The 19745-nt window shown below is 68.1% G+C and carries 20 protein-coding genes; 7 read left to right on the plus strand and 13 right to left on the minus strand.

Annotated features, from left to right (window positions below; all coding sequences use genetic code 11):
* Nucleotides 1-969: a hypothetical protein gene (locus tag HDA45_RS20650; RefSeq protein WP_343072116.1), complete on the minus strand. Its 969-nt coding sequence runs from the start codon at nucleotides 967-969 to the stop codon at nucleotides 1-3.
* A gap of 147 nt (nucleotides 970-1116) precedes the next feature.
* Between HDA45_RS20650 and HDA45_RS20655 the strand changes: the two genes are divergently transcribed.
* Nucleotides 1117-1779 carry a DUF1707 SHOCT-like domain-containing protein gene (locus tag HDA45_RS20655; RefSeq protein WP_184897762.1) on the plus strand — a complete coding sequence of 221 codons (663 nt, stop codon included), beginning with the start codon at nucleotides 1117-1119 and terminating at the stop codon, nucleotides 1777-1779.
* Between the two features lie 4 nt (nucleotides 1780-1783).
* On the opposite strand, the gene HDA45_RS20660 is transcribed toward HDA45_RS20655, so the two are convergent.
* The 8 genes from HDA45_RS20660 to HDA45_RS20695 all read right to left on the minus strand — a co-directional run bounded on the left by HDA45_RS20660 (nucleotide 1784) and on the right by HDA45_RS20695 (nucleotide 9848).
* Entirely contained in the window at nucleotides 1784-3202 is a 1419-nt protein-coding gene (locus tag HDA45_RS20660) for an MFS transporter (protein WP_184897764.1), read from the minus strand.
* Nucleotides 3203-3270: 68 nt separating this feature from the next.
* Nucleotides 3271-3741: a cadmium resistance transporter gene (locus HDA45_RS20665; protein ID WP_184897766.1), complete on the minus strand. Its 471-nt coding sequence runs from the start codon at nucleotides 3739-3741 to the stop codon at nucleotides 3271-3273.
* The gene (gene ptsP, locus HDA45_RS20670; RefSeq protein WP_184897768.1) at nucleotides 3666-5300 is read right to left on the minus strand and encodes a phosphoenolpyruvate--protein phosphotransferase; all 1635 of its coding nucleotides are present in this window, start codon (nucleotides 5298-5300) and stop codon (nucleotides 3666-3668) included. Before ptsP ends, HDA45_RS20665 begins: the two co-directional genes overlap by 76 nt.
* A gap of 68 nt (nucleotides 5301-5368) precedes the next feature.
* A complete protein-coding gene (locus HDA45_RS20675; protein WP_184897770.1) occupies nucleotides 5369-6229 on the minus strand; it encodes a ribokinase in 861 nt (286 codons plus the stop codon).
* Nucleotides 6230-6546: 317 nt separating this feature from the next.
* Nucleotides 6547-7695, minus strand: a complete 1149-nt coding sequence (locus HDA45_RS20680; protein ID WP_343072117.1) for a hypothetical protein — start codon at nucleotides 7693-7695, stop codon at nucleotides 6547-6549.
* A gap of 26 nt (nucleotides 7696-7721) precedes the next feature.
* Complete coding sequence (locus HDA45_RS20685; protein ID WP_184897772.1) at nucleotides 7722-8969, minus strand: WXG100 family type VII secretion target; 1248 nt, start codon at nucleotides 8967-8969, stop codon at nucleotides 7722-7724.
* Between the two features lie 3 nt (nucleotides 8970-8972).
* Nucleotides 8973-9290 carry a hypothetical protein gene (locus HDA45_RS20690; RefSeq protein WP_184897774.1) on the minus strand — a complete coding sequence of 106 codons (318 nt, stop codon included), beginning with the start codon at nucleotides 9288-9290 and terminating at the stop codon, nucleotides 8973-8975.
* Between the two features lie 24 nt (nucleotides 9291-9314).
* On the minus strand, nucleotides 9315-9848 hold the full coding sequence (locus HDA45_RS20695) for a YbaB/EbfC family nucleoid-associated protein (protein WP_184897776.1): 534 nt from the start codon (nucleotides 9846-9848) through the stop codon (nucleotides 9315-9317).
* A 190-nt stretch (nucleotides 9849-10038) separates the two neighbouring features.
* Between HDA45_RS20695 and HDA45_RS20700 the strand changes: the two genes are divergently transcribed.
* Complete coding sequence (locus HDA45_RS20700) at nucleotides 10039-10431, plus strand: hypothetical protein (RefSeq protein WP_184897778.1); 393 nt, start codon at nucleotides 10039-10041, stop codon at nucleotides 10429-10431.
* A gap of 17 nt (nucleotides 10432-10448) precedes the next feature.
* Nucleotides 10449-11165, plus strand: a complete 717-nt coding sequence (locus tag HDA45_RS20705; protein ID WP_184897780.1) for a TetR/AcrR family transcriptional regulator — start codon at nucleotides 10449-10451, stop codon at nucleotides 11163-11165.
* On the opposite strand, the gene HDA45_RS20710 is transcribed toward HDA45_RS20705, so the two are convergent.
* From HDA45_RS20710 to HDA45_RS20720, 3 genes are all read right to left on the minus strand, one after another.
* Nucleotides 11162-11899, minus strand: a complete 738-nt coding sequence (locus tag HDA45_RS20710; protein ID WP_184897782.1) for an SDR family oxidoreductase — start codon at nucleotides 11897-11899, stop codon at nucleotides 11162-11164. The genes HDA45_RS20705 and HDA45_RS20710 overlap by 4 nt on opposite strands.
* Nucleotides 11900-11988: 89 nt before the next feature.
* A complete protein-coding gene (gene leuS, locus HDA45_RS20715; protein WP_184897792.1) occupies nucleotides 11989-14844 on the minus strand; it encodes a leucine--tRNA ligase in 2856 nt (951 codons plus the stop codon).
* Nucleotides 14845-15009: 165 nt separating this feature from the next.
* Nucleotides 15010-16161, minus strand: a complete 1152-nt coding sequence (locus HDA45_RS20720) for an esterase-like activity of phytase family protein (RefSeq protein WP_184897794.1) — start codon at nucleotides 16159-16161, stop codon at nucleotides 15010-15012.
* A gap of 65 nt (nucleotides 16162-16226) precedes the next feature.
* Here HDA45_RS20720 and HDA45_RS20725 point away from each other — a divergent pair, with 65 nt between their 5' ends.
* Nucleotides 16227-16649 carry an SdpI family protein gene (locus tag HDA45_RS20725; protein WP_184897796.1) on the plus strand — a complete coding sequence of 141 codons (423 nt, stop codon included), beginning with the start codon at nucleotides 16227-16229 and terminating at the stop codon, nucleotides 16647-16649.
* Here the strand turns inward: HDA45_RS20725 and HDA45_RS20730 are convergent.
* On the minus strand, nucleotides 16646-17227 hold the full coding sequence (locus tag HDA45_RS20730; RefSeq protein ID WP_184897798.1) for a YqgE/AlgH family protein: 582 nt from the start codon (nucleotides 17225-17227) through the stop codon (nucleotides 16646-16648). The genes HDA45_RS20725 and HDA45_RS20730 overlap by 4 nt on opposite strands.
* Before the next feature lie 209 nt (nucleotides 17228-17436).
* Between HDA45_RS20730 and HDA45_RS20735 the strand changes: the two genes are divergently transcribed.
* Genes HDA45_RS20735 through HDA45_RS20745 form a run of 3 tightly spaced genes read left to right on the plus strand, consistent with a single transcriptional unit; the run spans nucleotide 17437 to nucleotide 19743 of the window.
* The gene (locus tag HDA45_RS20735; protein WP_184897800.1) at nucleotides 17437-18744 is read left to right on the plus strand and encodes an MFS transporter; all 1308 of its coding nucleotides are present in this window, start codon (nucleotides 17437-17439) and stop codon (nucleotides 18742-18744) included.
* Nucleotides 18745-18799: 55 nt separating this feature from the next.
* Entirely contained in the window at nucleotides 18800-19414 is a 615-nt protein-coding gene (locus tag HDA45_RS20740) for a YbaB/EbfC family nucleoid-associated protein (protein WP_343072118.1), read from the plus strand.
* The gene (locus HDA45_RS20745) at nucleotides 19414-19743 is read left to right on the plus strand and encodes a WXG100 family type VII secretion target (protein WP_184897802.1); all 330 of its coding nucleotides are present in this window, start codon (nucleotides 19414-19416) and stop codon (nucleotides 19741-19743) included. Before HDA45_RS20740 ends, HDA45_RS20745 begins: the two co-directional genes overlap by 1 nt.
* The last annotated feature ends 2 nt before the right edge of the window (nucleotides 19744-19745 follow it).

Raw genomic sequence — 19745 nt, forward strand, 5'->3', positions numbered from 1 at the left:
TCACCCCTGGGCGATCGTCACCACCGACCGGTTCCGCTCGGCGGGCAACGGGGTCTTGACGATCGTCCAGTACGGCCGGTCGAGTCTCCAGCTCGCGACGGCGTCGGCGGCGATCACCACTTCGTTGTCCTCGGTCCATTCGATCGCGACCTGGTTGATCGCGGTCGCGATCGGCGTCGAGGGCGCGTGGGTCCAGGTCAGCGTGTCGAGGGCGAGCACCCAGACGTCAGCGGTCTGCGTACTCGTCCCGGCCCAAGCGGGGTCGCCGAACATCACGGCGACCTTGTAGCCATCTCGGCTCGGCACCACCGGGCCCGGCGTGCCGTTGGCCACCGGCCGTTCGACCTGCGTGCGTTGATCGTTGCGCAGGTCGAGTACGGAGAACCTGGTCAGCTCGGCGAGCAGCATCCGGTCCTTCGTGATCGCCAGTACCCGCGGGAACTGGTGCACGGTGCGGCCGGTGGTGGGGTCGATCAGCACGTCTTCGGCGGTCGCCGTCCCGCTGTTCACCGTGATCAGCAGCCCCTTCGGCACCTCTTGGCGCACCGCCGTCGTGCAGCTCGCCGGACGGCCGCGATCGCGTTCGGCGCCGAGCAGGGAGACGAATTGGAGGCGGCAGAGGTCGTTGCCGTCGTCGCGGATCAGCCAGACGCCGCTCTCGTCGGCCGACGGGGCCACACTGCGGGCCTTGCCCAGCTTCCACGGCTGGTTCTTGGGATCCCCGTAGACGAGCACCTCGGACGGCTCCAGGCACGACGGCCCGCAGCGTCCCGCCGAAAGCACGACCGGGAACTTGCCGACGCGGAGGACTTCGTTGACCCGGTCACCGGCCGGAGCGCCGGGAAGGGGCGTCAAAGCGCCTGTGGCGGGATCGAGCATCGAAGGCGGCGAAGTCGTCATGACCAGGCGAAAGCCGATGTAGTCCACCGGTTCGCCTTGGAGTTTCGACGGCGGCGGGGTCGTCGGCACCGGCGGGAAGGTCGGAGGGGGTCCCTGCACCGTGCATCCGGCCAGCAGGAGGACCGCCGCCACCAGGGCGGCACAGGGGAGAAATGCGGGTCTGTTCAGGGTATTTCCCCGATCTCGCGCGTGAGATCCGGTTCTACCATTCCAGGCATGGGCGAGGAAGAGCAGCCGACGACCGAAACCAAGCCGTTGACCGGACGGGACATCCGGGTCTCCGACGCGGAACGCGAACACGTCGTCGAAGTACTGCAGAAGGCGATCGGTCTCGGGATGCTGAACCTCGACGAGTTCACCGAGCGGACCGACCGCGCCCTCGCCTCGAAGACCCGCGGCGAGCTGAACGCGGTGCTCACGGATCTGCCCGGCCTGGTGCATCCCGAGGCGGGGATGGTGCCGCGTCAGCAGCAGAACCCGTGGGCGCCGCCGCGTCAGCACGCCTACGCCCAGCCGTCCGGGCAGGTCATGGAGCTCAACGGCAAGTACTCGGCGTTGCAGCGCAACGGGAACTGGCTGGTCCCGGAGTCGATGGTGATCCGGAACAAGTACGGCGCCACGAAACTGGACTTCTCCCAGGCGGAGATCCGGTATCCGGTGGTGCATATCGAACTGCAGGCCAAATGGGGTCCGGTGGAGATCACCATCCCCGAAGACGGCGCCGTCGACACCAACTCGATCTCCGACATCAAGTTCGGCAACCTCGACGACCGGACCCGGTCGAACGGCCGCCCCGGCACGCCCCGGTTCGTCATCACCGGACGCGTGCACGGGGGGTCGCTGATCATCAAGTACCCGCGGCGGGGCTTCTTCGGCTGAGGTTTCAGGAACCGACCGGCCGCACGTGCCGGAGGTGCCGCAGCACGAAGTACGTGATCCCGGCCAGCACCAGCGCGGCCAGCCCGGCCACCGCGTGCATCCCGCCGGCGAAGGCGTCGTGCGCGGGGACGGCGTCGGCGAGCTGAGCGCGGGTGACGGCGTTGCCCAGCGTCCCGACGGTCGCGATGCCCAGCGCGTAGCCGAACTCGTTGCCGGTCTGCGAAAGCGAGGCCGCCGAACCGGCCTTCTCCGGCGGCACGGAGCCGACGACCAGATCCGTGCCCAGGGTGACCAGCGGGCCGCCGCACAGGCAGGTGACGGCGAACGCGATCGACGGGAGCACCGGACCGGCCCCGGCCTCGACCTGGGTCAACAGCAGGAATCCGGCGATCGCCCCGGCCAGTCCGGTCGCGATGAGGGAGGCCGGGCGGAAGCGGCGAGCGAGAATCGGGGCGGCCAGGAAGCTGACGGTCGCCGAGAGCATGCCCGGCAGCAGCGCCAGCGCGGCGCCGACCGGCGAGAGCTCCAGCACGATCTGGAAGAACTGCGCGACGAAGAGCATGGTCGTCCCGCCCAGCATGGAGAACGCGCACATCCCGCCCAGCGCCGTCGAGAACGCGCGGCCGCGGAACAGCTTCAGGTCGATCAGCGGATCCTGGAGGACTCGCTGGCGCCGCACGAACACCGCGCCGAAGCCGAGACCGATCAGGAGCGAGGCCGCCGGGACCGGGTGGAGGCCTTCGCGGGCGAGTTCCTTGATGCCGTAGACCGCGGGCAGGATCGTGACCAGCGAAAGCGCGACACTCGCCAGGTCGAGACGGCCGGCGTTCTCGTCGCGGTATTCGGGCAGAAGCTTCGGGCCGACGATGAGCAGCAGGACCATCGCGGGGACCCCGAGCAGGAACACCGAACCCCACCAGAAGTGCTCCAGCAGCACGCCGCCGACCATCGGGCCCACGATCGCGCCGACGGTGAAGCAGCCGGCCCAGATGCCGATCGCGAGCGAGCGCTGACGGGTGTCGAGGAACAGGTTGCTGATCAGGGCGAGCGTCGACGGCGCCAGCGTCGCCCCGGCGATCCCGAGGATCGCGCGGGCCGCGATGAGCATCAGCGCGCTGGTGGAGAACGCCGCCAGCACGGAGGCCAGGCCGAACGCCGTGGCGCCGATGAGCAGCAGTTTCCGGCGGCCGATGCGGTCGCCGAGGGTGCCCATGGTGACCATGAACCCGGCGATCATGAAGCCGTAGACGTCCATGATCCACAGCTGCTGGGTGCTGTCCGCGCCGAGGCTCTGGCTGAGTTTCGGCAGCGCGAGGACCAGCACGAACACGTCGAGCGAGACGAGGAGGGTGGGAAGGGCCAGTACGGCCAGCCCGACCCATTCCCGGCGGCCTGCCCGTGTCGGGGTCTCGGTGGTCGTCATGGTCGGTGTCCTCTCGTCGCTTCGGTGTCTTTCACCAAGGCGTCGAAGTGGCGGACCGGATTTCGACATCAAGCTCGCAGAAGAATGAGCAGACCGATGGCGACGAGGACGATCGGGATCGGGCGGGTCGCGAAGTAGCGGCCCGCCGCGCACCAGACCGCGAGGAACACGGCCGCGTACACGATCAGGCCGCCGGTGTCGGTGTTGGCGAACACGGGCACGTAGACGCCGATGTTGTCGCCGCCGTTGGCGAAAATCACCCCTGCCACGGCGAGAACGCCAGGACCGACGTCAGGCCCTTCGTCTTCCTCGCCGCGCTCACGCCAGGCGCGCCACGCCGCCCTGAGGCCGAGCAGGAGCGGCACCAGCCCGAGCCAGGGCAGGACGGCTTCCGGCAGCAAACCGGCCCCGAGCGCCCCGACGATCGAGACGGCGAGGATCCCGGCGAAGCAGGGGACCTTTGCTATCGCTTGGCGGCCGCGGCGCGGGCCTCGACGGGGTCGGCCGTGGCCAGCGCCGCCTCGGCGAAGGCCTCGCATTCGGCGAGCGTCGTGGCGGCCAGGCTCGCGCCCACCGCACGGACGGCGGGCGCGTTCATCGAGAGACTGGTCAGGCCGAGCCCGGCCAGGACCAGCGCGAGCCTCGGGTCCGCGGCGGCCTCACCGCAGACACCGGCGGGCTTGCCGGTGTCCTTCGCGGCCTGGCCGATGACCTTGAGCAGGCGCAGCAGCCCGGGCTGCCACGGGTCGTTGAGCTTGGCGACCGCGCCGAGCTGGCGATCCGCGGCGAAGGTGTACTGCGCGAGGTCGTTGGTGCCGACGGAGACGAAGTCGACCGCGTCGAGGATCTCGCGGGCTGTCAGCGCGGCGGCCGGGATCTCGATCATCACACCCGCGCGGGCGATTCCGGCGGCCCTGGCGCGCTCGGCGAACCAAGCGGCCTCGGCGGCGGTGGCGACCATCGGCGCCATCACCGAAACCTCTGCGCCGGAATCCTGCGCGGCACCCGCGATGGCCTCGAGCTGGCGATCGAGGATCTCGGGCCGGTCGAAAGCGACGCGAAGCCCTCGTACGCCGAGCGCCGGGTTGGGCTCTGCTTCGGGCTCGAGGAAGGCGAGAGGCTTGTCCGCGCCCGCGTCGAGGGTGCGGACGATGACCGGTTTGCCGCGGAACGGCGAGAGCACGGCGGTGTAGGCCTTGCGCTGCTCTTCGACACTCGGCTCGGCTGAGGCGTCGAGGTAGCAGAACTCGGTGCGGAAGAGGCCGACGCCTTCGGCCCCCGCGTCGGCGGCGGCCTTGGCGTCCGTGGCGGATCCGACGTTGCCGAGCACCTTCACGCGATGGCCGTCGGCGGTCGCTCCGGTGCCGTCCCACTCGACAGCGCCGGTCTTGGCGGCCGTGACGATCTCGGCGTTCGGGTCCGCGAGCTCGACCACACCGGTGTCACCGTCCACCGCAAGCGCTTGCGCGTCGAGCGCGAGGATCCCGCGGACCGCGACGACGGCCGGGATGCCGAGCGCGCGGGCGAGGATCGCGGTGTGGCTGGTGGGGCCGCCCTCTTCGGTGACGAGCGCGAGCACCTTGTCCGGGTCGAGCCCGGCGGTGTCGGCGGGCGCGAGGTCTCGGGCGACGAGGACGCTCGGTGAATCCAGGTCGGGAACGCCCGGAGGCGCGATGCCGAGCAGTTCGGCGACGAGCCTGTCGCGCACGTCGAGGACGTCGCGGGCCCGCTCGGCCATGTAACCGCCCGCGGCCGCGAGAGCGTCGGCGAACTTCCCCGCCGCCTGGTGGACCGCACGCGGGGCGGGCAGGTTCTGAGTCTTGACCAGCTGCTCCGCCGAGGAGACGAGCGCCGGGTCGGCGGCCATCGCCGCGGTGGTGATGAGAATCGTCGAAGCCTCGCCGGTCGCGATCTCGGCCAGCTTCTCGAGCCGGGCCGCCACGATCTGCGCGGCCGGGGCGATGCGGGCGGCCTCGGCGGCGGGATCGGCCGGTGCCGGTGTGCTCGCGGGCTCGCCGAGGGGTTCGGCGACTCGGACGACAGGACCGCTCGCGCGGCCGGGACTGACGGCGACCCCGGTCAGTGACTCAGACGGCATGGTCTAGACCATATCTCATAGGGGGCGTGACCTGTCTCATAGCCAACAGCACAACACAGAAGAAGACATCATTCCAGTTCGGATGCCGTCGGATAGGACGGCTGCGCACCCTGGCGGGTCACGGTGATCGCCGCCACCTTCACCGCCCAGCGCGCCGCCTCGGCCAGCTCTTCACCCTTCGCGAGCGAAGTGGCGAGCGCGCCCGCGAAAGCGTCACCCGCACCCGTGGTGTCGACGGCCTCGACCTTCGGCGACGGCACCTCCGTCACACCGTCCGCGGTGACCACCGCCGCCCCCTTCGCGCCGAGCGTCACCACAGCGGCCTTCGGACCGAGGCCGAGCAGTTCGGCGAAATCGGCCTCGCCACCGAGAAGGAACGCCGCCTCGTGCTCATTGACCAGCAGGACGTCGAGACCCTGGAGCGTCTTCGCGGAAAGTTCGGCCGCCGGTGAGAGGTTCAGCAGCGTCCGCACTCCGGCCTCGGCCGCCTTCGCCACGGCGTGCTCGACGGTCTCGAGTGGAATCTCCAGCGACAGCACCACGATCTCGGCGCCGCCGAGATCGACGTCCTCGGGCCGCAGGCCGGAATTGGCGCCGGGCGAGACGAGAATCGAGTTCTCACCATCCGGCGTGACCGTGATGTAGGCGATCCCAGTAGGACGTTCGCTGGTGCGCAACGGAGCGGTGTCCACCCCGGAATCGGCCAGCGATCGCTTGAGCAACCCGCCATACGGGTCGTCGCCGACCGCTCCGAGCAGCGCGACGTCGGCCCCGAGCCGGGCCGCGGCGACCGCCGTGTTGGCGCCTTTGCCACCCGGCGACAAGATCGTGTCGCCACCGAGTACGGTTTCGCCACCACCGGGCCGACGGTCGGCCGGCACGACGAGATCTGCGTTGGCGGACCCGATGACCAGCACCTGAGAAGTCATGGAGGAAACCTTGCCATGACCGGGAGTTGTCCGGACATGACCCTTCTCCCGGCGAAGATGTGAAGAACTTTGTAACTTTCCCGGCGCGTAGTGCGACAATCAGGCGAGCAGCGGAACGCCGTCACTCTTTCGGGGGATAACCTTCCCCCGGGCGTCACTTCGGCGATCACGCCCGCTCTTGAGATGCGTTGCCGCGTCCACGCGGTGACGTTGCCCTGGTCCCGACTGAGTACGGGAGCAGGGCATCGGGTCGCCGGCGTCGATCACGTAGCCCCCCGAGTGATCGGCGCCGGCGGCGCCCCGTTTCGACGGGCGCCTCAACCCACTACGGCCGTTTCCCGGAACTCCACTTCTCGCGCTGTCCGCATGGCGACCTCGAACTCACGCCGGGCGTTGGCCGTGAACGGCTCCGCCAACCGGTACCAACCACCATCAAGGATGTCGGACTCTTCGTCGTACCGGTCACGTCTGGTCAGGCTCTTCAGGTGCGGATGACGGATCGGGAATGCCGTCGATGCGGGAAGAAACTCCAAATATCTGCGCTGGTTGTCGACACCCCATCGCACGGCATCGATCTCGTGCCACCAAACACCTACGACAGAGCCATAGGTCCGCAAGAAAAACCCGCGTGGTCCGAGTTCGAGCACCGCCTTCCGTTCCTTCTTGTGCGTCTCGCTCTCGAACCCGTCGACCACCAACGTCACCACGAAGAGGGCGAAGAGGATCACGAACGCGCCGACCCGCACGACCGTGACTTCGGTGGCGGCTGCGACCACGAGACAGCACACCTCGATCATCAAGGAACAGAGGTTGAACGCCTTCAGCTTCCGCTTGTCCCAGCCATTGACGTGAATCTTCACCACGTCGTCCTCGACGACCAGTTCCTCGTCTCGCGCCGCGTCGACGATCGGTTCGTCAGGCCTTATGACCACTTCACTGTTGTCGTCCTCGATCTCGACCTCGACTTGGCGCACGAGCACGGGGAGCAACTCCTCGGCCTCACGCGGGCTGAGGTCGAGGTCTGAGACCTGGAGGTCACCGTCCGGCTCGCGAGTGAGGCCTGTCGAACGAGCGTCGAAATCCGGGCCTGGTCGCAGAACGAGGAGAAACTGGTCGGTTCCTGGTCTGCGATGTGTGTACTCGCGGAACTTGAGACTCAGGAACGCCTTCTCGATGTCACCCCACGAGGCGGTCCAGCTGACCAGTCCATTGGCGATCCGGGTGATGCCGTTCACTTCGACGACCAGCTCGTCAGCGGGGGGCGGCGTCCGATAGTTACGGAACTCGATGGTGCCGCAGTAGACGAACACGGCGCACAGAACCCCGGCGACGATGCGCACCGCCAGCTTGAAGTCGCCGAGCACCCCGAACGCCATGACAACGGTCAGCGTGCCGAAGAGGACGACCAACACCAGATGACCGAAGACCCCTGGTGTCCGTGAGATCACCAATCGATCATCAGCCACTTGGCTTTCCTTCCGGTTTCCAAAGATCACAACGAGCCGGAGATTCGGTTTCTGCCAGGCTGGTCGAAGATCGGCGACTCATCCTCCGCACCCTCTGCGACCGACTTCCCATCAACGGGCTCCGAGGCGCTCTGCGGAGCTCCGCCAGCGCTATAGGGCCCTACGAACCCTGCGGGAGACTGGGCCTTTTGACTCGGAGGCTCTTCGTCAGAGCCGCCGAGCACTCCGTCGGCCATCTTCCCGTAGAACTTCCGCTTCTCCTTGGTCAGGTTTTCTCGGAAGTCCTTTCCGTACTCGTCCTTGACCCTTTCGACCACGTTGTCCTTCACCTGAGACAGATTCTCGGAGAGGCTCTTGTTCTTCGCGGTGTCTTCAAGCGCAAAGATGTGCTTACGGGACTCAGGGAGGTCGTCTCGTGCCTTTGCGACTTTGGCAGCAAAGGTCTTGCTCTCCCCGGCGGAATCGACCGCTTTCTTTCCGCCACCGGTGAACTTCTTCAGCGCTTTCGGCGTCAGGGCGTCCTTGATCTTGTCGAAGCCATCGGTGAGACGTTTGAAAAGGCCCTTCGCCCTGTCGAACGCCTTGGTCAGCTTCTTGATCCAACCGACGCACCTGTTCGCGTAGCTGATGGCCTTCGGCATCCCCTCGGCCGCGATACCGGCAGGCATCGCCGGCCCGGGGTAACGCATCGCGATGCTCACGAGCTTGCCGAGACACTCCGCGATCAAGTCGCGGACGATGGTTCTCACGACCGCGAGGATCATTTTGCAGACGCTGACCAGCGTCCCGATGGAATTCGCACCCGAGGCGATGCCCGCGTACAGATCGGCACGATTTTTGGCGAAGGCCCGATAGGCGTCCGCGGCTTGACCAGTCCAATTCGCGCTTTCGCGATCAACGGCTTTGCCCAGGTCTTCGCTGACGGACTCGAGTTCTTTGCCGATGTTCTCCCAGGTCCCGATCATGTTGTCCAGGGCGACCTGATCGCCGACGAGCCAATCGAGCGGCTCGCGGAGGAACGGGACGTGCTCGATGATCCAACCGAACGCCGACGCCGCCAGAGTCCCGAGGGGATCGGCGACGAAGTCGGCCAGGCCCATCGCCCCATTGGCGAGATTCGCCAGCCCTTCCGCCCAGTCGCCACTCGCGATCTTGGCACCGGTGTCCCAGAAGTCTTGGAGGATTCCCGCGCCTTCGAGCGAACTCTCATCCTGCGCGGCGTCTGTCTTGATCAGCGGGTTCGGGCCTGGAGCCGCGACGGGTGCTTCTGCCATCGGTCAGTCCTCCACCTTGAAGAGGCTCTTGAACTCGTCCTCCTGCATTTGTTTCCTCTGCTGCCAGGTATGCACGCGATCGGCGTGATCGGCCGAGGCCTCGACAGCCGACTCGATCGCGCTCCGCGCCAGGCTCTGAACAGAGGCGCAGATCGCGGCGAGCGGGATTCCGACCAGGCCGAACGCTTCATCACCCATGGCCGCGTCCGCGGCGGATCCTGTCATCGCTACTCGTTGTCCCAAGTAGTCGATCGTGTTGCGGTGTGTGGCGAGTTCGGCGGGATCGACCCTGAAGTCTTCACCGCCTTGTGGCTGCCCCATTTTTCCCCTCCCTCGAGTACCCGCTCAGCGCAGGAAGTCGCCGCCGGTGAAGTAGTCGTCCTCCTGATCCGTCTGCTGCCTGCGCGCGGCACGCGGCGGCGCGGGCGGAGCGGGAGGCTTGGGTGCAGGCGGAGGGACGTCGAGTTCGTCTTCGGCGACGAAGCGGTCGTCCTCGTCCGCAGCCTGGTGCCCACCCTCGACGTAGCCCGTCGGCTCGGGTTCCGGGTACTCGTTGTGCAACTGGTTGACCAGCTCGTTCATGGTCTCGCTGCCCGCGATGGACGGAACGCCGGTCTGCATGGCGCCCGCGAGTTTGCTCTGCGCGCTTTGGACGACGCGGAGGATCTCCTGCGCGAGCGCGGGGTTGTCCCGCACCGACGGGCCGATTTCCAGGCCCACCAGGTTCCCCGCGTGGTTGACCTTGACCGAGATCTGGCCGTCCTTGCTGCGTTCCGACACCGAGACGCTTTCGATCTCGGTGCGCATCTGATTCGCCTTTCGCTGGGCGTCGGCCAACTTGGCCTCGAAATCAGCGAAGAGCTGCTCAGGGTTCGACACGCGAACCTCCCCTGTTCACGTCGTAGCCATTCGGCGACCGAGTGTGGCATACCCGTCTGACATCGGGGAACGTTTCGCGCGCATCCACGCCCCGGTCGTGTGGATCACCACAGCGACCCCCGGTTTCCCCTACCGGACACGGCGGCCAGCCCGGTGTTCCCGCAGGTCAGTGCCTCATAGCGTGCCGAACATGACGATTTCGGACTGGAAACGCGCGATCTACGCGCTTCTCGCTCTTCCCGGTTACCTCGGTGGCGCGAAGGTCCAGCGCGGGCTCGCGCGGCGCTGGCTCGGGGAGGCGGGTGGGGCACGGCCGCGGTTCGTGGCGGCCTTCGGTCCGAGCGCGGTCGCGTTCCTGCTCGCTTTGCTGCTCTTCTATCTCGTCGGCCGCATCGCGACCTACGGTCTCTTCTGGTCCGGGAGCGATCCCGAGGGCACGTGGGGCGGGCCGACGCTGGTGGGGGCGTGGATCGTGCACTTCTTCGTCGCGGTCGGGATGGCCGTTCCGATTTTCCTGGCGCTCCGGCCACTCACCAAACTCCAGGCTCGCCTTCTGGGCTCATCCCCGGTAATGGGGCACTGACCACCTAGAATGCCCGGATGAACAACCCCAGCCGCAGGGGTCGCGAGCGGGCTGCGACCGATCAGGACATCCGCCGGACGGCGCGGGCGCTCCTGGTCGAACAGGGCCCGGAGGCCGTGACGCTGCGGGCGATCGCACGCGAGCTCGGCATCACGGCGCCGGCGTTGTACCGCTACTACGGCTCACGTGACGATCTGGTCGAGCATCTCCGCGCGGACGTCGTCGCGGATCTCGCGGCCGGGCTCGCCGAGGACATCGCGCAGCTGCCGGACGAGGGCGCTCTTCAGCTTTTCGCCATCTGCAAGGGTTTCCGGCGCTGGGCGCTCGCGCACACCAAGGAGTTCACGCTGGTCTTCGCTTCGCCGTCGGCGGACGCGGGGAACAGGTTGGACGAGCCCTTCGGGCGGATCTTCCTCGCCGCGGCGGGCCGGGTGCTCGCGATGCACGATCTGGTGACGCCGTCGAACGACGTGGTCCCCGCCGAGCTGCGCGACGATCTCACGTCGTTCCAGGCGGAACTTCTGGCCGTGCTCAAGGAGTCCGGTGCGGAGTTCCCGCTCGAGAAGCTCGACCTCGGCGTGACGTACCTGATGATCCAGTTCTGGGCCCGGCTCTACGGGCACGTCACGCTCGAGGTCTTCGGCAACTATCCGATCCCGTTCTCGAAACCGGACGTCCTCTTCGACGCGATGCTGGCCGATCTCGCGCGCGAGATCGGCCTGTCGAACGACTAGGCCGCGTGCCCGCCGTCGACCGAAACGGTCGTGGCGGTCACGTACTTGCTTTCGGCCCGTGCCAGGAACGACACGGAGGCGGCGACCTCCGAGGGCGAGCCGTAGCGGTCGAACACCGTCAGGCTCCGCTGGTCGGCGGCGTACGGGCCGTCGGCCGGGTTCATGTCGGTGTCGGTGGGGCCGGGGTGGACGATGTTCACGGTGATCCCGCGCGGCCCCAGTTCCCTGGCGAGGCCCTTGGTCAGGCCCAGCAGCGCGGTCTTGCTCACCGCGTACAGCGACATCCCGGGCCCGGGCACCCGGTCCGAGACACAGCTGCCGATGGTGATCACGCGACCGCCGTCGCCGAGGTGCCGGGCAGCGGCCTGCGTGGCCACGTAGACACCGCGGACGTTGATCGCGAGCACGCGGTCGATGTCGTCCAGGCTCGTCTGGTCGAGCGGGCCGACGAAGCCGACGCCCGCGTTGTTGACCAGCACGTCGAGCCTGCCGAACTCGGCGACCGTCGTCTCGACGGCGGCCGCCACCGCCGCCGCGTCGGCGCTGTCGGCCAGGATCGCCAGCGCACGGCGGCCGAGCGCCTTGATCTTGTCCACGACACCGGCCGCGAGTTCGGCGTTGTTCTGATAGGTGAGTGCGACGTCGGCGCCGTCCTCGGCGAGCCGGATCGCCGTGGCGGCACCGATCCCGCGGCTGCCGCCGGTCACCAAAGCCACCTTGCCGTCGAGGGTCATGCGGTGTTCTCCGTTCGATTTCGTTGTCCTTGAACAACTCCATCGAATCGCCTCATGACCCTCGACGCTGGCGCCTTTCGGTCACCTGGCTACAGCACGATGTTGACCAAACGTCCCGGCACGACGATCACCTTGCGCGGGGTGCCGTCGCCGACCAGGGCGGCGACCTTCTCGTCGGCCAGCGCGGCCGCCTGCACGGCGTCCTTGTCCGCGTCGGCGGGCACGGTGACACGCGAGCGCACCTTGCCGTTGACCTGGATCGGGTACTCCACGGTGTTTTCGACCAGGTACTTCTCGTCGACGACCGGGAAGGGCCCGTGCACCAAGGAATCCGCGTGGCCCAGGCGCTTCCACAGCTCCTCGGTCAGGTGCGGGGCCAGCGGCGCCAGCATCAGCACCAGCGGCTCCACCAATTCCCGCGGCGTGGCTTCGGCCGAACCGTAGGTCTTGGTGACGTGGTTGTTCAGCTCGATCAGCTTCGCGCCGGCCGTGTTGAACCGCAGTTCCGCGTAGTCCTCGCGGACACCGGCGATCGCCTTGTGCAGCTGCTTGCGATCGGCGTCCGTCGCGTCCACTGTGGACACACGCAGCTCGCCGGACTCCTCGTCGACGACCAGACGCCACAGGCGCTGCAGGAAGCGCTGCGCGCCGACGACGTCCTTGGTCGCCCACGGCCGCGAGACGTCCAGCGGGCCCATCGACATCTCGTAGAAGCGGAAGGTGTCGGCGCCGTAATCGGCGGCCATCTGATCAGGCGTGACGACGTTCTTCAGGCTCTTGCCCATCTTGCCGTATTCCTGCTTGACCTCTTCGTCCCCGAAGAAGAACTTGCCGTCGCGTTCCTCGACCTTGTCGGCCTGGACGTAGACGCCGCGGGAATCGGTGTAGGCGTAGGCCTGGACGTAGCCCTGGTTGAACAGCTTCCGGTACGGCTCCTTCGACGACACGTGGCCCAGATCGAACAGAACCTTGTGCCAGAACCGCGAATACAGCAGGTGCAGTACCGCGTGCTCGACACCGCCGACGTACAGATCGGTTCCCCCCGGGTCGTCGACGCCGTGCTCGGCGGGACGCGGGCCGACCCAGTACTCCTCGTTCTCGGGCGCGACGAACGCGTCCGGGTTGGTCGGGTCCAGGTATCGCAGCTGGTACCAGCAGGAACCCGCCCAGTTCGGCATCGTGTTGATGTCGCGGCGATAGGTCTTCTTGCCCTCGCCCAGGTCCAGCTCGACCTCGACCCACTCGGTGGCGCGGGCCAGCGGCGAGGACGGCGTGCTGTCCTTGTCCTCCGGATCGAAGGTCACCGGCGAGTAGTCGGCGACCTCGGGCAGCTCGACCGGCAGCATGCTGTCCGGCAGCGCGTGGATCTGACCGTCCTCGTCGTAGACGACCGGGAAGGGTTCGCCCCAGTAACGCTGACGCGAGAACAGCCAGTCGCGCAGCTTGTACTGGACGGTGCCGCGGCCGTGGCCGTTCTCTTCCAGCCAGCCGATGGTCGTCTTCTTGGCCTCGTCGACGGCCATTCCATCCAAGAAGCCGGAATTGATCGCGGGGCCGTCGCCGGTGAACGCCTTGCCGTCGAAGCCTTCCGTCGGCTGGACGGTGCGGATGATCTCCAGGCCGAACTTCTCGGCGAACTCCCAGTCGCGGGTGTCCTGGCCAGGCACGGCCATGATCGCGCCGGTGCCGTAGCCCATCAGGACGTAGTCGGCGACGAAGACCGGGATCTCCTTGCCGTCGGCGGGATTCACCGCGTAGGAGCCGGTGAAGACGCCGGTCTTCTCCTTGTTCTCCTGACGGTCCAATTCGGACTTCCGCGCCGCGGCGGCACGGTAGGCGGCGATGGCTTCGGCCGGGGTGGCGGCCTCGCCGGTCCAGCGGGCATCGACGCCTTCCGGCCACGTGGCGGCGGTCAGCTCGTCGACCAGCGGGTGCTCGGGAGCGACCACCAGATACGTGGCGCCGAACAGGGTGTCCGGACGGGTGGTGAAGACCTCGATCTTCTGCTCACCGGACACGAACGAGACGCGCGCGCCGTGCGAACGGCCGATCCAGTGCCGCTGCATGGATTTGACCTTCTCCGGCCAGTCCAGCAGGTCCAGGTCGTCGACCAGGCGATCGGCGTAGGCGGTGATGCGCATCATCCACTGGCGCAGATTGCGCCGGAACACCGGGAAGTTGCCGCGCTCGCTGCGGCCGTCGGAGGTGACCTCCTCGTTCGACAGCACCGTGCCCAGCCCCGGGCACCAGTTCACCGGGGCCTCGGACAGATAGACCAGGCGGTGCGTGTCGATGATCTTCAGCTGCTCGGCGCGGGTCAGCTCACACCAGTTGCGGCCGTCCGGCGTACTGCGCTTGTCCTGCGCGTACTCGGTTTCCAGCTCGACGATCGGACGGGCCTTGCCCGCCTTCTCGTCGTACCAGGAGTTGAAGATCTGCAGGAAGATCCACTGGGTCCACTTGTAGTAGTCCGGGTCGATCGTCGAAATCCGGCGACGCTCGTCGTGGCCCAGGCCCAGGCGCCGGATCTGGCGCAGGTAGGTCTGCATGTTCTCTTCGGTGGTCTTGCGCGGGTGCTGCCCCGTCTGGACCGCGTACTGCTCGGCGGGCAGGCCGAACGCGTCGAAGCCCATCGTGTGCAGCACGTTGCGGCCGATCATGCGGTGGTACCGCGCGAAGACGTCGGTCGCGATGAAGCCCAGTGGGTGCCCGACGTGCAGGCCGGCGCCCGACGGGTACGGGAACATGTCCTGGACGAACAGCTTGTCCGAGGGGACTTCGCCGCTGTCGTCCGCGAGCGGGCCGACCGGGTTCGGCGCGTGGTAGGTGCCGTGGTCGGACCAGTAGTCCTGCCAGCGCTGCTCGATCTGGCCCGCCAGCTCCGCGGTGTAGCGGTGCTGAGGGGCCGCGTCGGCGCCGCTGGGCGCTTCGCTCGCCTGGTTCATCGATCCTCCGTGCTCATCCACGTCAAGCCACTCCAGAAACAACTCGACCCCTCAGCCCGGAGGGCATGAGGGGTCGCCGCGCTGGTCCCGGCCGTTCGGCCGAGTTCAGCGCGGCAGGCTAAGGAGCAGCCGAGCCGTGTTCATGAACCCAGTTTAACCCGCTGGTCAAAGCCGTTCCGAGGGGACCGCCAGAGCGATGAACTGGGTCACCTGCGTCGCGGAGAAGTTGTTGTCGCTGACGAGCACCAGGCTGCGCTCGCCGCCGGGCAGTCGCGGACCCCAGGTCATCCCCTCGACGTTGTCCACAGTGGACAACTTGAAGTCCGCGAGGTCCGCGAGCAGGCGCTTCTTGACCGGTTTGACGTTCTTCGCGTCGGCCAGCGAAGGCGTCTTCAGGATGTTCGTGGCGCCCTTGGTGTCGATCTCGTAGATGCGGATCTTGTTGCCGACGCCGGTGACGAACGAACGCTCCATCACCAGGTAGCGCGTCGGATCGGCCTGGTCGACGGCCAGCAGCGACGAGACGCCGGTGGTCGCGAAACCGTCCGGCGGGTTCGGAGCCGCGAAGACCTTCTCCTGCGGGTATGCGTACTGCGCCAGGACAGGGCCGAAGCGCGACTGCAGCGTGATGCGCGAAAGGCCGCCTGACGTGGTGGTCGGTTCCGGGCCGTCCTGCAGCAGCGGCCCCTCGACCGAGCTGGCGACGAGCGAGCCGAATCCGGCGAAGGTGAGGCCTTCGAGGACGAGGTTCTGCCGCGGCCCCGCCGTCTCGGTCATCTTCTCGTTGGCGGGGATCGGCAGGTCACGGACGTAGGAGCCGTCTCGCTTCGCCTCGCGGATCGACGGGTCGATCCGCGCCGCCGCCGACCGCTCGCCCTCCTGCGACCAGAGGTAATCGCCGGTCCAGGGGTCGACGCGTAGCTCTTCGGGGTCGACGGTCTGCATGTTCGGCGGCTGTGCCGGGTCGTTCTTCGCGAGCGGCGGGTACGGCGTGCCGTCGGGCCGCAGGAGCGGCTTCGTGCCGGTGAAGGAGACCGGGCCGAGTCCCTTGGCGTCGAGGGAGAACTTCGCCGTGTAGAACCTGGCCGGGTTGATGGCGGACCGGTCGTCGCAGATCAGCGCGTACTCGCCGGTCCGGGCGTCGTAATCGATGCTGGAGAGGCCGCCGACGATCGTGCCCTCGTAGGGCAGGAAGTTCGGGACGAGCTGTTCCCCGATGAGGCGAAGCGGCCGGTGGCCCGCTTCGGCGGCTGGTGCCGCCATCAGGGTGAGGGGGACGGCCCCGATCAGGGCGACGGTGAGAGCACGACGTGACATGGCCTGTAGCACAGTCGATCAGGGTATCCGGCAGGTTGCCGGGACGTCACGCTTATCCTCGTGGAGTGTTCGTCATAGCGCTGGTCCCGATCGTGCTGGGTGTCCTCGTCGGCTGGGGTGGGTTCCTCGGTCTGCGCGAGAAGCTGCCGCGTGACCGCGGCGCGGGCGTGCGGACAGCCGCCACGATGCGCAGCGAAGACGCCTTCCGCCTCGGCAACAAGGTCGCCGGGCTCCCGACGCTGGCAGGCGGCGTGATCGCCGTGCTCGCGGGGGTCGCCGCGCTGGTCATGCCGACGACGTTCGGGCTGCTGCTCGCTTCGTTCCTGGGTGTGGTCGGGATGATCGCGCTGGTCGTGACCGGGGGAGCGCTCGGCAACCGTGCCGCCGCGACGGTGCCCGAGCCCGAACCGGAGCGGCCCGCGGGGTGCAGTGGCTGTAGCTGCGGGACCTGCGGCGTCTTCAAGAAGGCCGACACCGCCACCGCCTAATTGCGCTGGAGGTCTCCCGGGTGGGTGGCCAGCAGCGCCAGCGGGATGCCCTGACGGCGCAGCACCTGACCCCAGAGGTCGTGACTCGGCGACGCCAGGACGTCACTGGGCAGCGCAGGGACGATCAGCCAGTCGTCGCGTTCGATCTCGTTCGCCAGCTGGCCCGAGTCCCAGCCCGCGTACCCGGCGAAGACGCGCACGCCGCGGACCCTCGGGACCAGGACCTCGGGATCGGTGTCGAGGTCGACCAGCGCCACCGGGCCGCGTACCGCGATCACGCCGGGCACGCTGGACGCCGTCTCGCCCGTCCGCAGGGCGGCCAGGCACAACGCGGTCTTCTTCTCCACCGGACCGCCGACGAACACCGACTGCGGTTCGGCGACGTGCCCGCCCCAGTTCGGGAGCACGTCGTACACCGGAACGTCACTCGGCCGGTTGAGCACGACGCCGAGTGTTCCCTCGTCCCGGTGATCGATGACGAACACGACGGTCCGCCGGAAGTTGGGATCGAACATCGTGGGGGCGGCGACCAGGAGCGTTCCCGGTTCGACCTCGGCGTCCGCTGGCACGTCCGCCATGATCCCACTTCGAGCCGGGACAAATCGTCCGGCCAGGGAACAACAGCATCACGAGCACCGTTGGACACTCCAGGTCGGTGTGCTTTCCGTGTCCCCCGGGCTCACTGAAGAACCGCCTTTGTGGAATACCGTCCGGCTGGAGCCACACTGCGCATAGCCGCCGAGAGGCGACCCTAAAGCGCACCGACCTCCTTCTTTAGGCTGTCGGCGTGACGACCACCGCCACGGCGCCCACCAGGGCGTTCGTTCGCGATCGAGACTTCCGCCGACTTCTGTTGACCCGCTTCTCCGCGCACTGGGGCAACGGGATGTACCAGGCCGGACTGGCCGGAGCCGTCCTCTTCAACCCCGAACGCGCCGCCGACGCGCTCGCCATGGCGGGCGGGTTCGCGGCGCTGCTGCTGCCGTACTCGGTCGTCGGGCCGTTCGCGGGCGCGCTGCTCGACCGGTGGGATCGCCGGAAGGTCCTGATCTTCGCGAGCCTCCTGCGCTCGTTCACCATCCTCGCGACGGCCGTCGCCGTGGGCACGGGAGCGGCCGGGTTCGGGCTGTTCTCCCTGGCCTTGGCGTCCGAAGGCGTCTCCCGGTTCATCGGCTCGGGGTTGTCCGCGTCGCTACCGCACGTCGTCGAGGAGAAGTCCGTGGTCGCCGCGAACGCCTTCGCGGCGACGTGGGGTTCGGTGCTCGCGGTCGTGGGCGGCGGCTGCGCGATCGGCCTCCGGGCACTGACCGGTGCCGACGACGCCGGTTCCGCTGGGGTCACCGCCGTCGCCGCGCTGGGCGGGATCGGTGCCGCCGTCCTCGCCTCGGGGTTCGCGCGCGGGCTGCTCGGGCCGTCGACGGTCGACGAGCCGTCGAATCCGGCCGTCGCCGTCGCTCGCGGGCTGTCCGACGGCGCGAAGGCGGCTTGGCGCACGCCCAGCGTCATGGCCGGGTTCGTCGCGCTGTTCGCGCATCGCGCGTCGTACGGGATCTCGCTGCTGGTGACCGTGCTGCTGATGCGCAACCACTTCACCGACGCCGGGATCTTCCGCGCCGGGATGGCGGGGCTGGGCCAGATGGCGGCGTTCGCCGGGGCGGGGATCCTGGTCGCCGGACTGCTCACCGCCCGGCTCATCCGGCGGTTCGGCAGGCTCCGCGCCGTGGTGGGCGCGCTGGTGCTGGCGGCGATCGCGCAGTCCGCACTCGGGCTGCCGATGGTGGTCCCGACCGCGTTGCTCGCGGCGTTCCTGGTGACCGGTGCCGGACAGGTGCTGAAGCTCTGTGTCGATTCGTCGGTCCAGCTCGACGTCGCCGACGAAGCCAGAGGACGCGTCTTCGCCCTCTACGACACGCTCTTCAACATCACCCAGGTCGCCGCGGTCTCGCTGGCCGCGACGGTGATCCCGGACGACGGCCGTTCATCTGGACTGCTGATCGCGGCCACCGTCCTCTACCTGGCGGGAGCCGCCGGTCACCTTCTCGCGGTGCGAAAAAGCGGATCCGGCGATACGGCCCCGCCCTTGGCATTAGGGTGACGCTTACCGACACCGGGTGGCGTATGCCCGGGATCAAGTACTTGCGGGGGCTCAAGTGACGACGGCCGGCGACGACAGCGCACGCCTCGAAGCGCGCAATGCCGCCATGAAGGACCAGGTCGACACGCTGCTCGAACAGTTCGAGCGCCAGACGGCCCAGCTCAAGGACGCGCAGGAAGCCGCTTCGCAGACGTCCGCGACGGTGGTCTCGCAAGACGGTCTCGTCCGCGCCACCATCGACGCGACGGGCACGCTCGCCAAACTCGAGATCCAGCCGAACGCCTTCGAGCGCACCAACCCCGCGCAACTGGCCAACACCGTGCTGACCCTGGTGCGCCAGGGATCGCTGCAGGTCAAGCAGCAGGTCGCCGAGCTGATGGCGCCGATCACCGAAGGGCTGCCGGACCTCTCGGACCTCATCGAAGGCGCTCCTTCACTCCAGGGTCTGATGCCGGCGATCCCGGACTTCCTGGCGGAGGAAGAAGAGCCTCCGGCGAAGCCCGACGAAGACTTCGACGCCCCGCTGATGATCAAGGACGACGCCCCGCCGCCTCCGCCGCCGGCCCCGCCCGTGCCGCCCGCACCGAAACCGATTCCGAAACGCGTGCGTCAGAGCCAGGACGATGACGAGGAAGAGCCGCCTTCGAGCTGGCTGACCAGGGGAGTCTGATGCCGAACGGTGGGGGCGGTGGCGGATTCACGGCGGATCCGGACGCGGTCAAAACGGCCGCGGCCAAGCTGGGGATCGCCGCGGATCAGCTGGACGACGCGGGCAAGGAACTGCTGGCCGCGATGAACGCGCTCGGCCAGTGCTGGGGCAACGACGACGCGGGCAAGGAGTTCGCGAAGGACTACGAGCCGGGCGCGCAGGGTTCGTCCGAGGGGTTCGCGAACATCGTCGAGGCGCTGCGGGGCATGCAGCACAACGTCGAACGGTCGATGACCGCGTTCACGAACGCCGAGGAAGAGATCAAGACGACGTTGGACAAGAAGGTCTAGCG

It is taken from the genome of Amycolatopsis umgeniensis, from assembly GCF_014205155.1.
GTDB lineage: Bacteria > Actinomycetota > Actinomycetes > Mycobacteriales > Pseudonocardiaceae > Amycolatopsis > Amycolatopsis umgeniensis.

Bases quoted from the DNA above. Each gene is read 5' to 3' on its own strand.
- HDA45_RS20655 (WP_184897762.1), top strand. From the start codon at position 1,117: ATGGGCGAGGAAGAGCAGCCGACGACCGAAACCAAGCCGTTGACCGGA.
- HDA45_RS20660 (WP_184897764.1), bottom strand. From the start codon at position 3,202: ATGACGACCACCGAGACCCCGACACGGGCAGGCCGCCGGGAATGGGTC.
- HDA45_RS20665 (WP_184897766.1), bottom strand. From the start codon at position 3,741: ATGCGAGGCCTTCGCCGAGGCGGCGCTGGCCACGGCCGACCCCGTCGA.
- ptsP (WP_184897768.1), bottom strand. From the start codon at position 5,300: ATGCCGTCTGAGTCACTGACCGGGGTCGCCGTCAGTCCCGGCCGCGCG.
- HDA45_RS20675 (WP_184897770.1), bottom strand. From the start codon at position 6,229: ATGACTTCTCAGGTGCTGGTCATCGGGTCCGCCAACGCAGATCTCGTC.
- HDA45_RS20685 (WP_184897772.1), bottom strand. From the start codon at position 8,969: ATGGCAGAAGCACCCGTCGCGGCTCCAGGCCCGAACCCGCTGATCAAG.
- HDA45_RS20690 (WP_184897774.1), bottom strand. From the start codon at position 9,290: ATGGGGCAGCCACAAGGCGGTGAAGACTTCAGGGTCGATCCCGCCGAA.
- HDA45_RS20700 (WP_184897778.1), top strand. From the start codon at position 10,039: ATGACGATTTCGGACTGGAAACGCGCGATCTACGCGCTTCTCGCTCTT.
- HDA45_RS20705 (WP_184897780.1), top strand. From the start codon at position 10,449: ATGAACAACCCCAGCCGCAGGGGTCGCGAGCGGGCTGCGACCGATCAG.
- HDA45_RS20710 (WP_184897782.1), bottom strand. From the start codon at position 11,899: ATGACCCTCGACGGCAAGGTGGCTTTGGTGACCGGCGGCAGCCGCGGG.
- leuS (WP_184897792.1), bottom strand. From the start codon at position 14,844: ATGAACCAGGCGAGCGAAGCGCCCAGCGGCGCCGACGCGGCCCCTCAG.
- HDA45_RS20720 (WP_184897794.1), bottom strand. From the start codon at position 16,161: ATGTCACGTCGTGCTCTCACCGTCGCCCTGATCGGGGCCGTCCCCCTC.
- HDA45_RS20730 (WP_184897798.1), bottom strand. From the start codon at position 17,227: ATGGCGGACGTGCCAGCGGACGCCGAGGTCGAACCGGGAACGCTCCTG.
- HDA45_RS20745 (WP_184897802.1), top strand. From the start codon at position 19,414: ATGCCGAACGGTGGGGGCGGTGGCGGATTCACGGCGGATCCGGACGCG.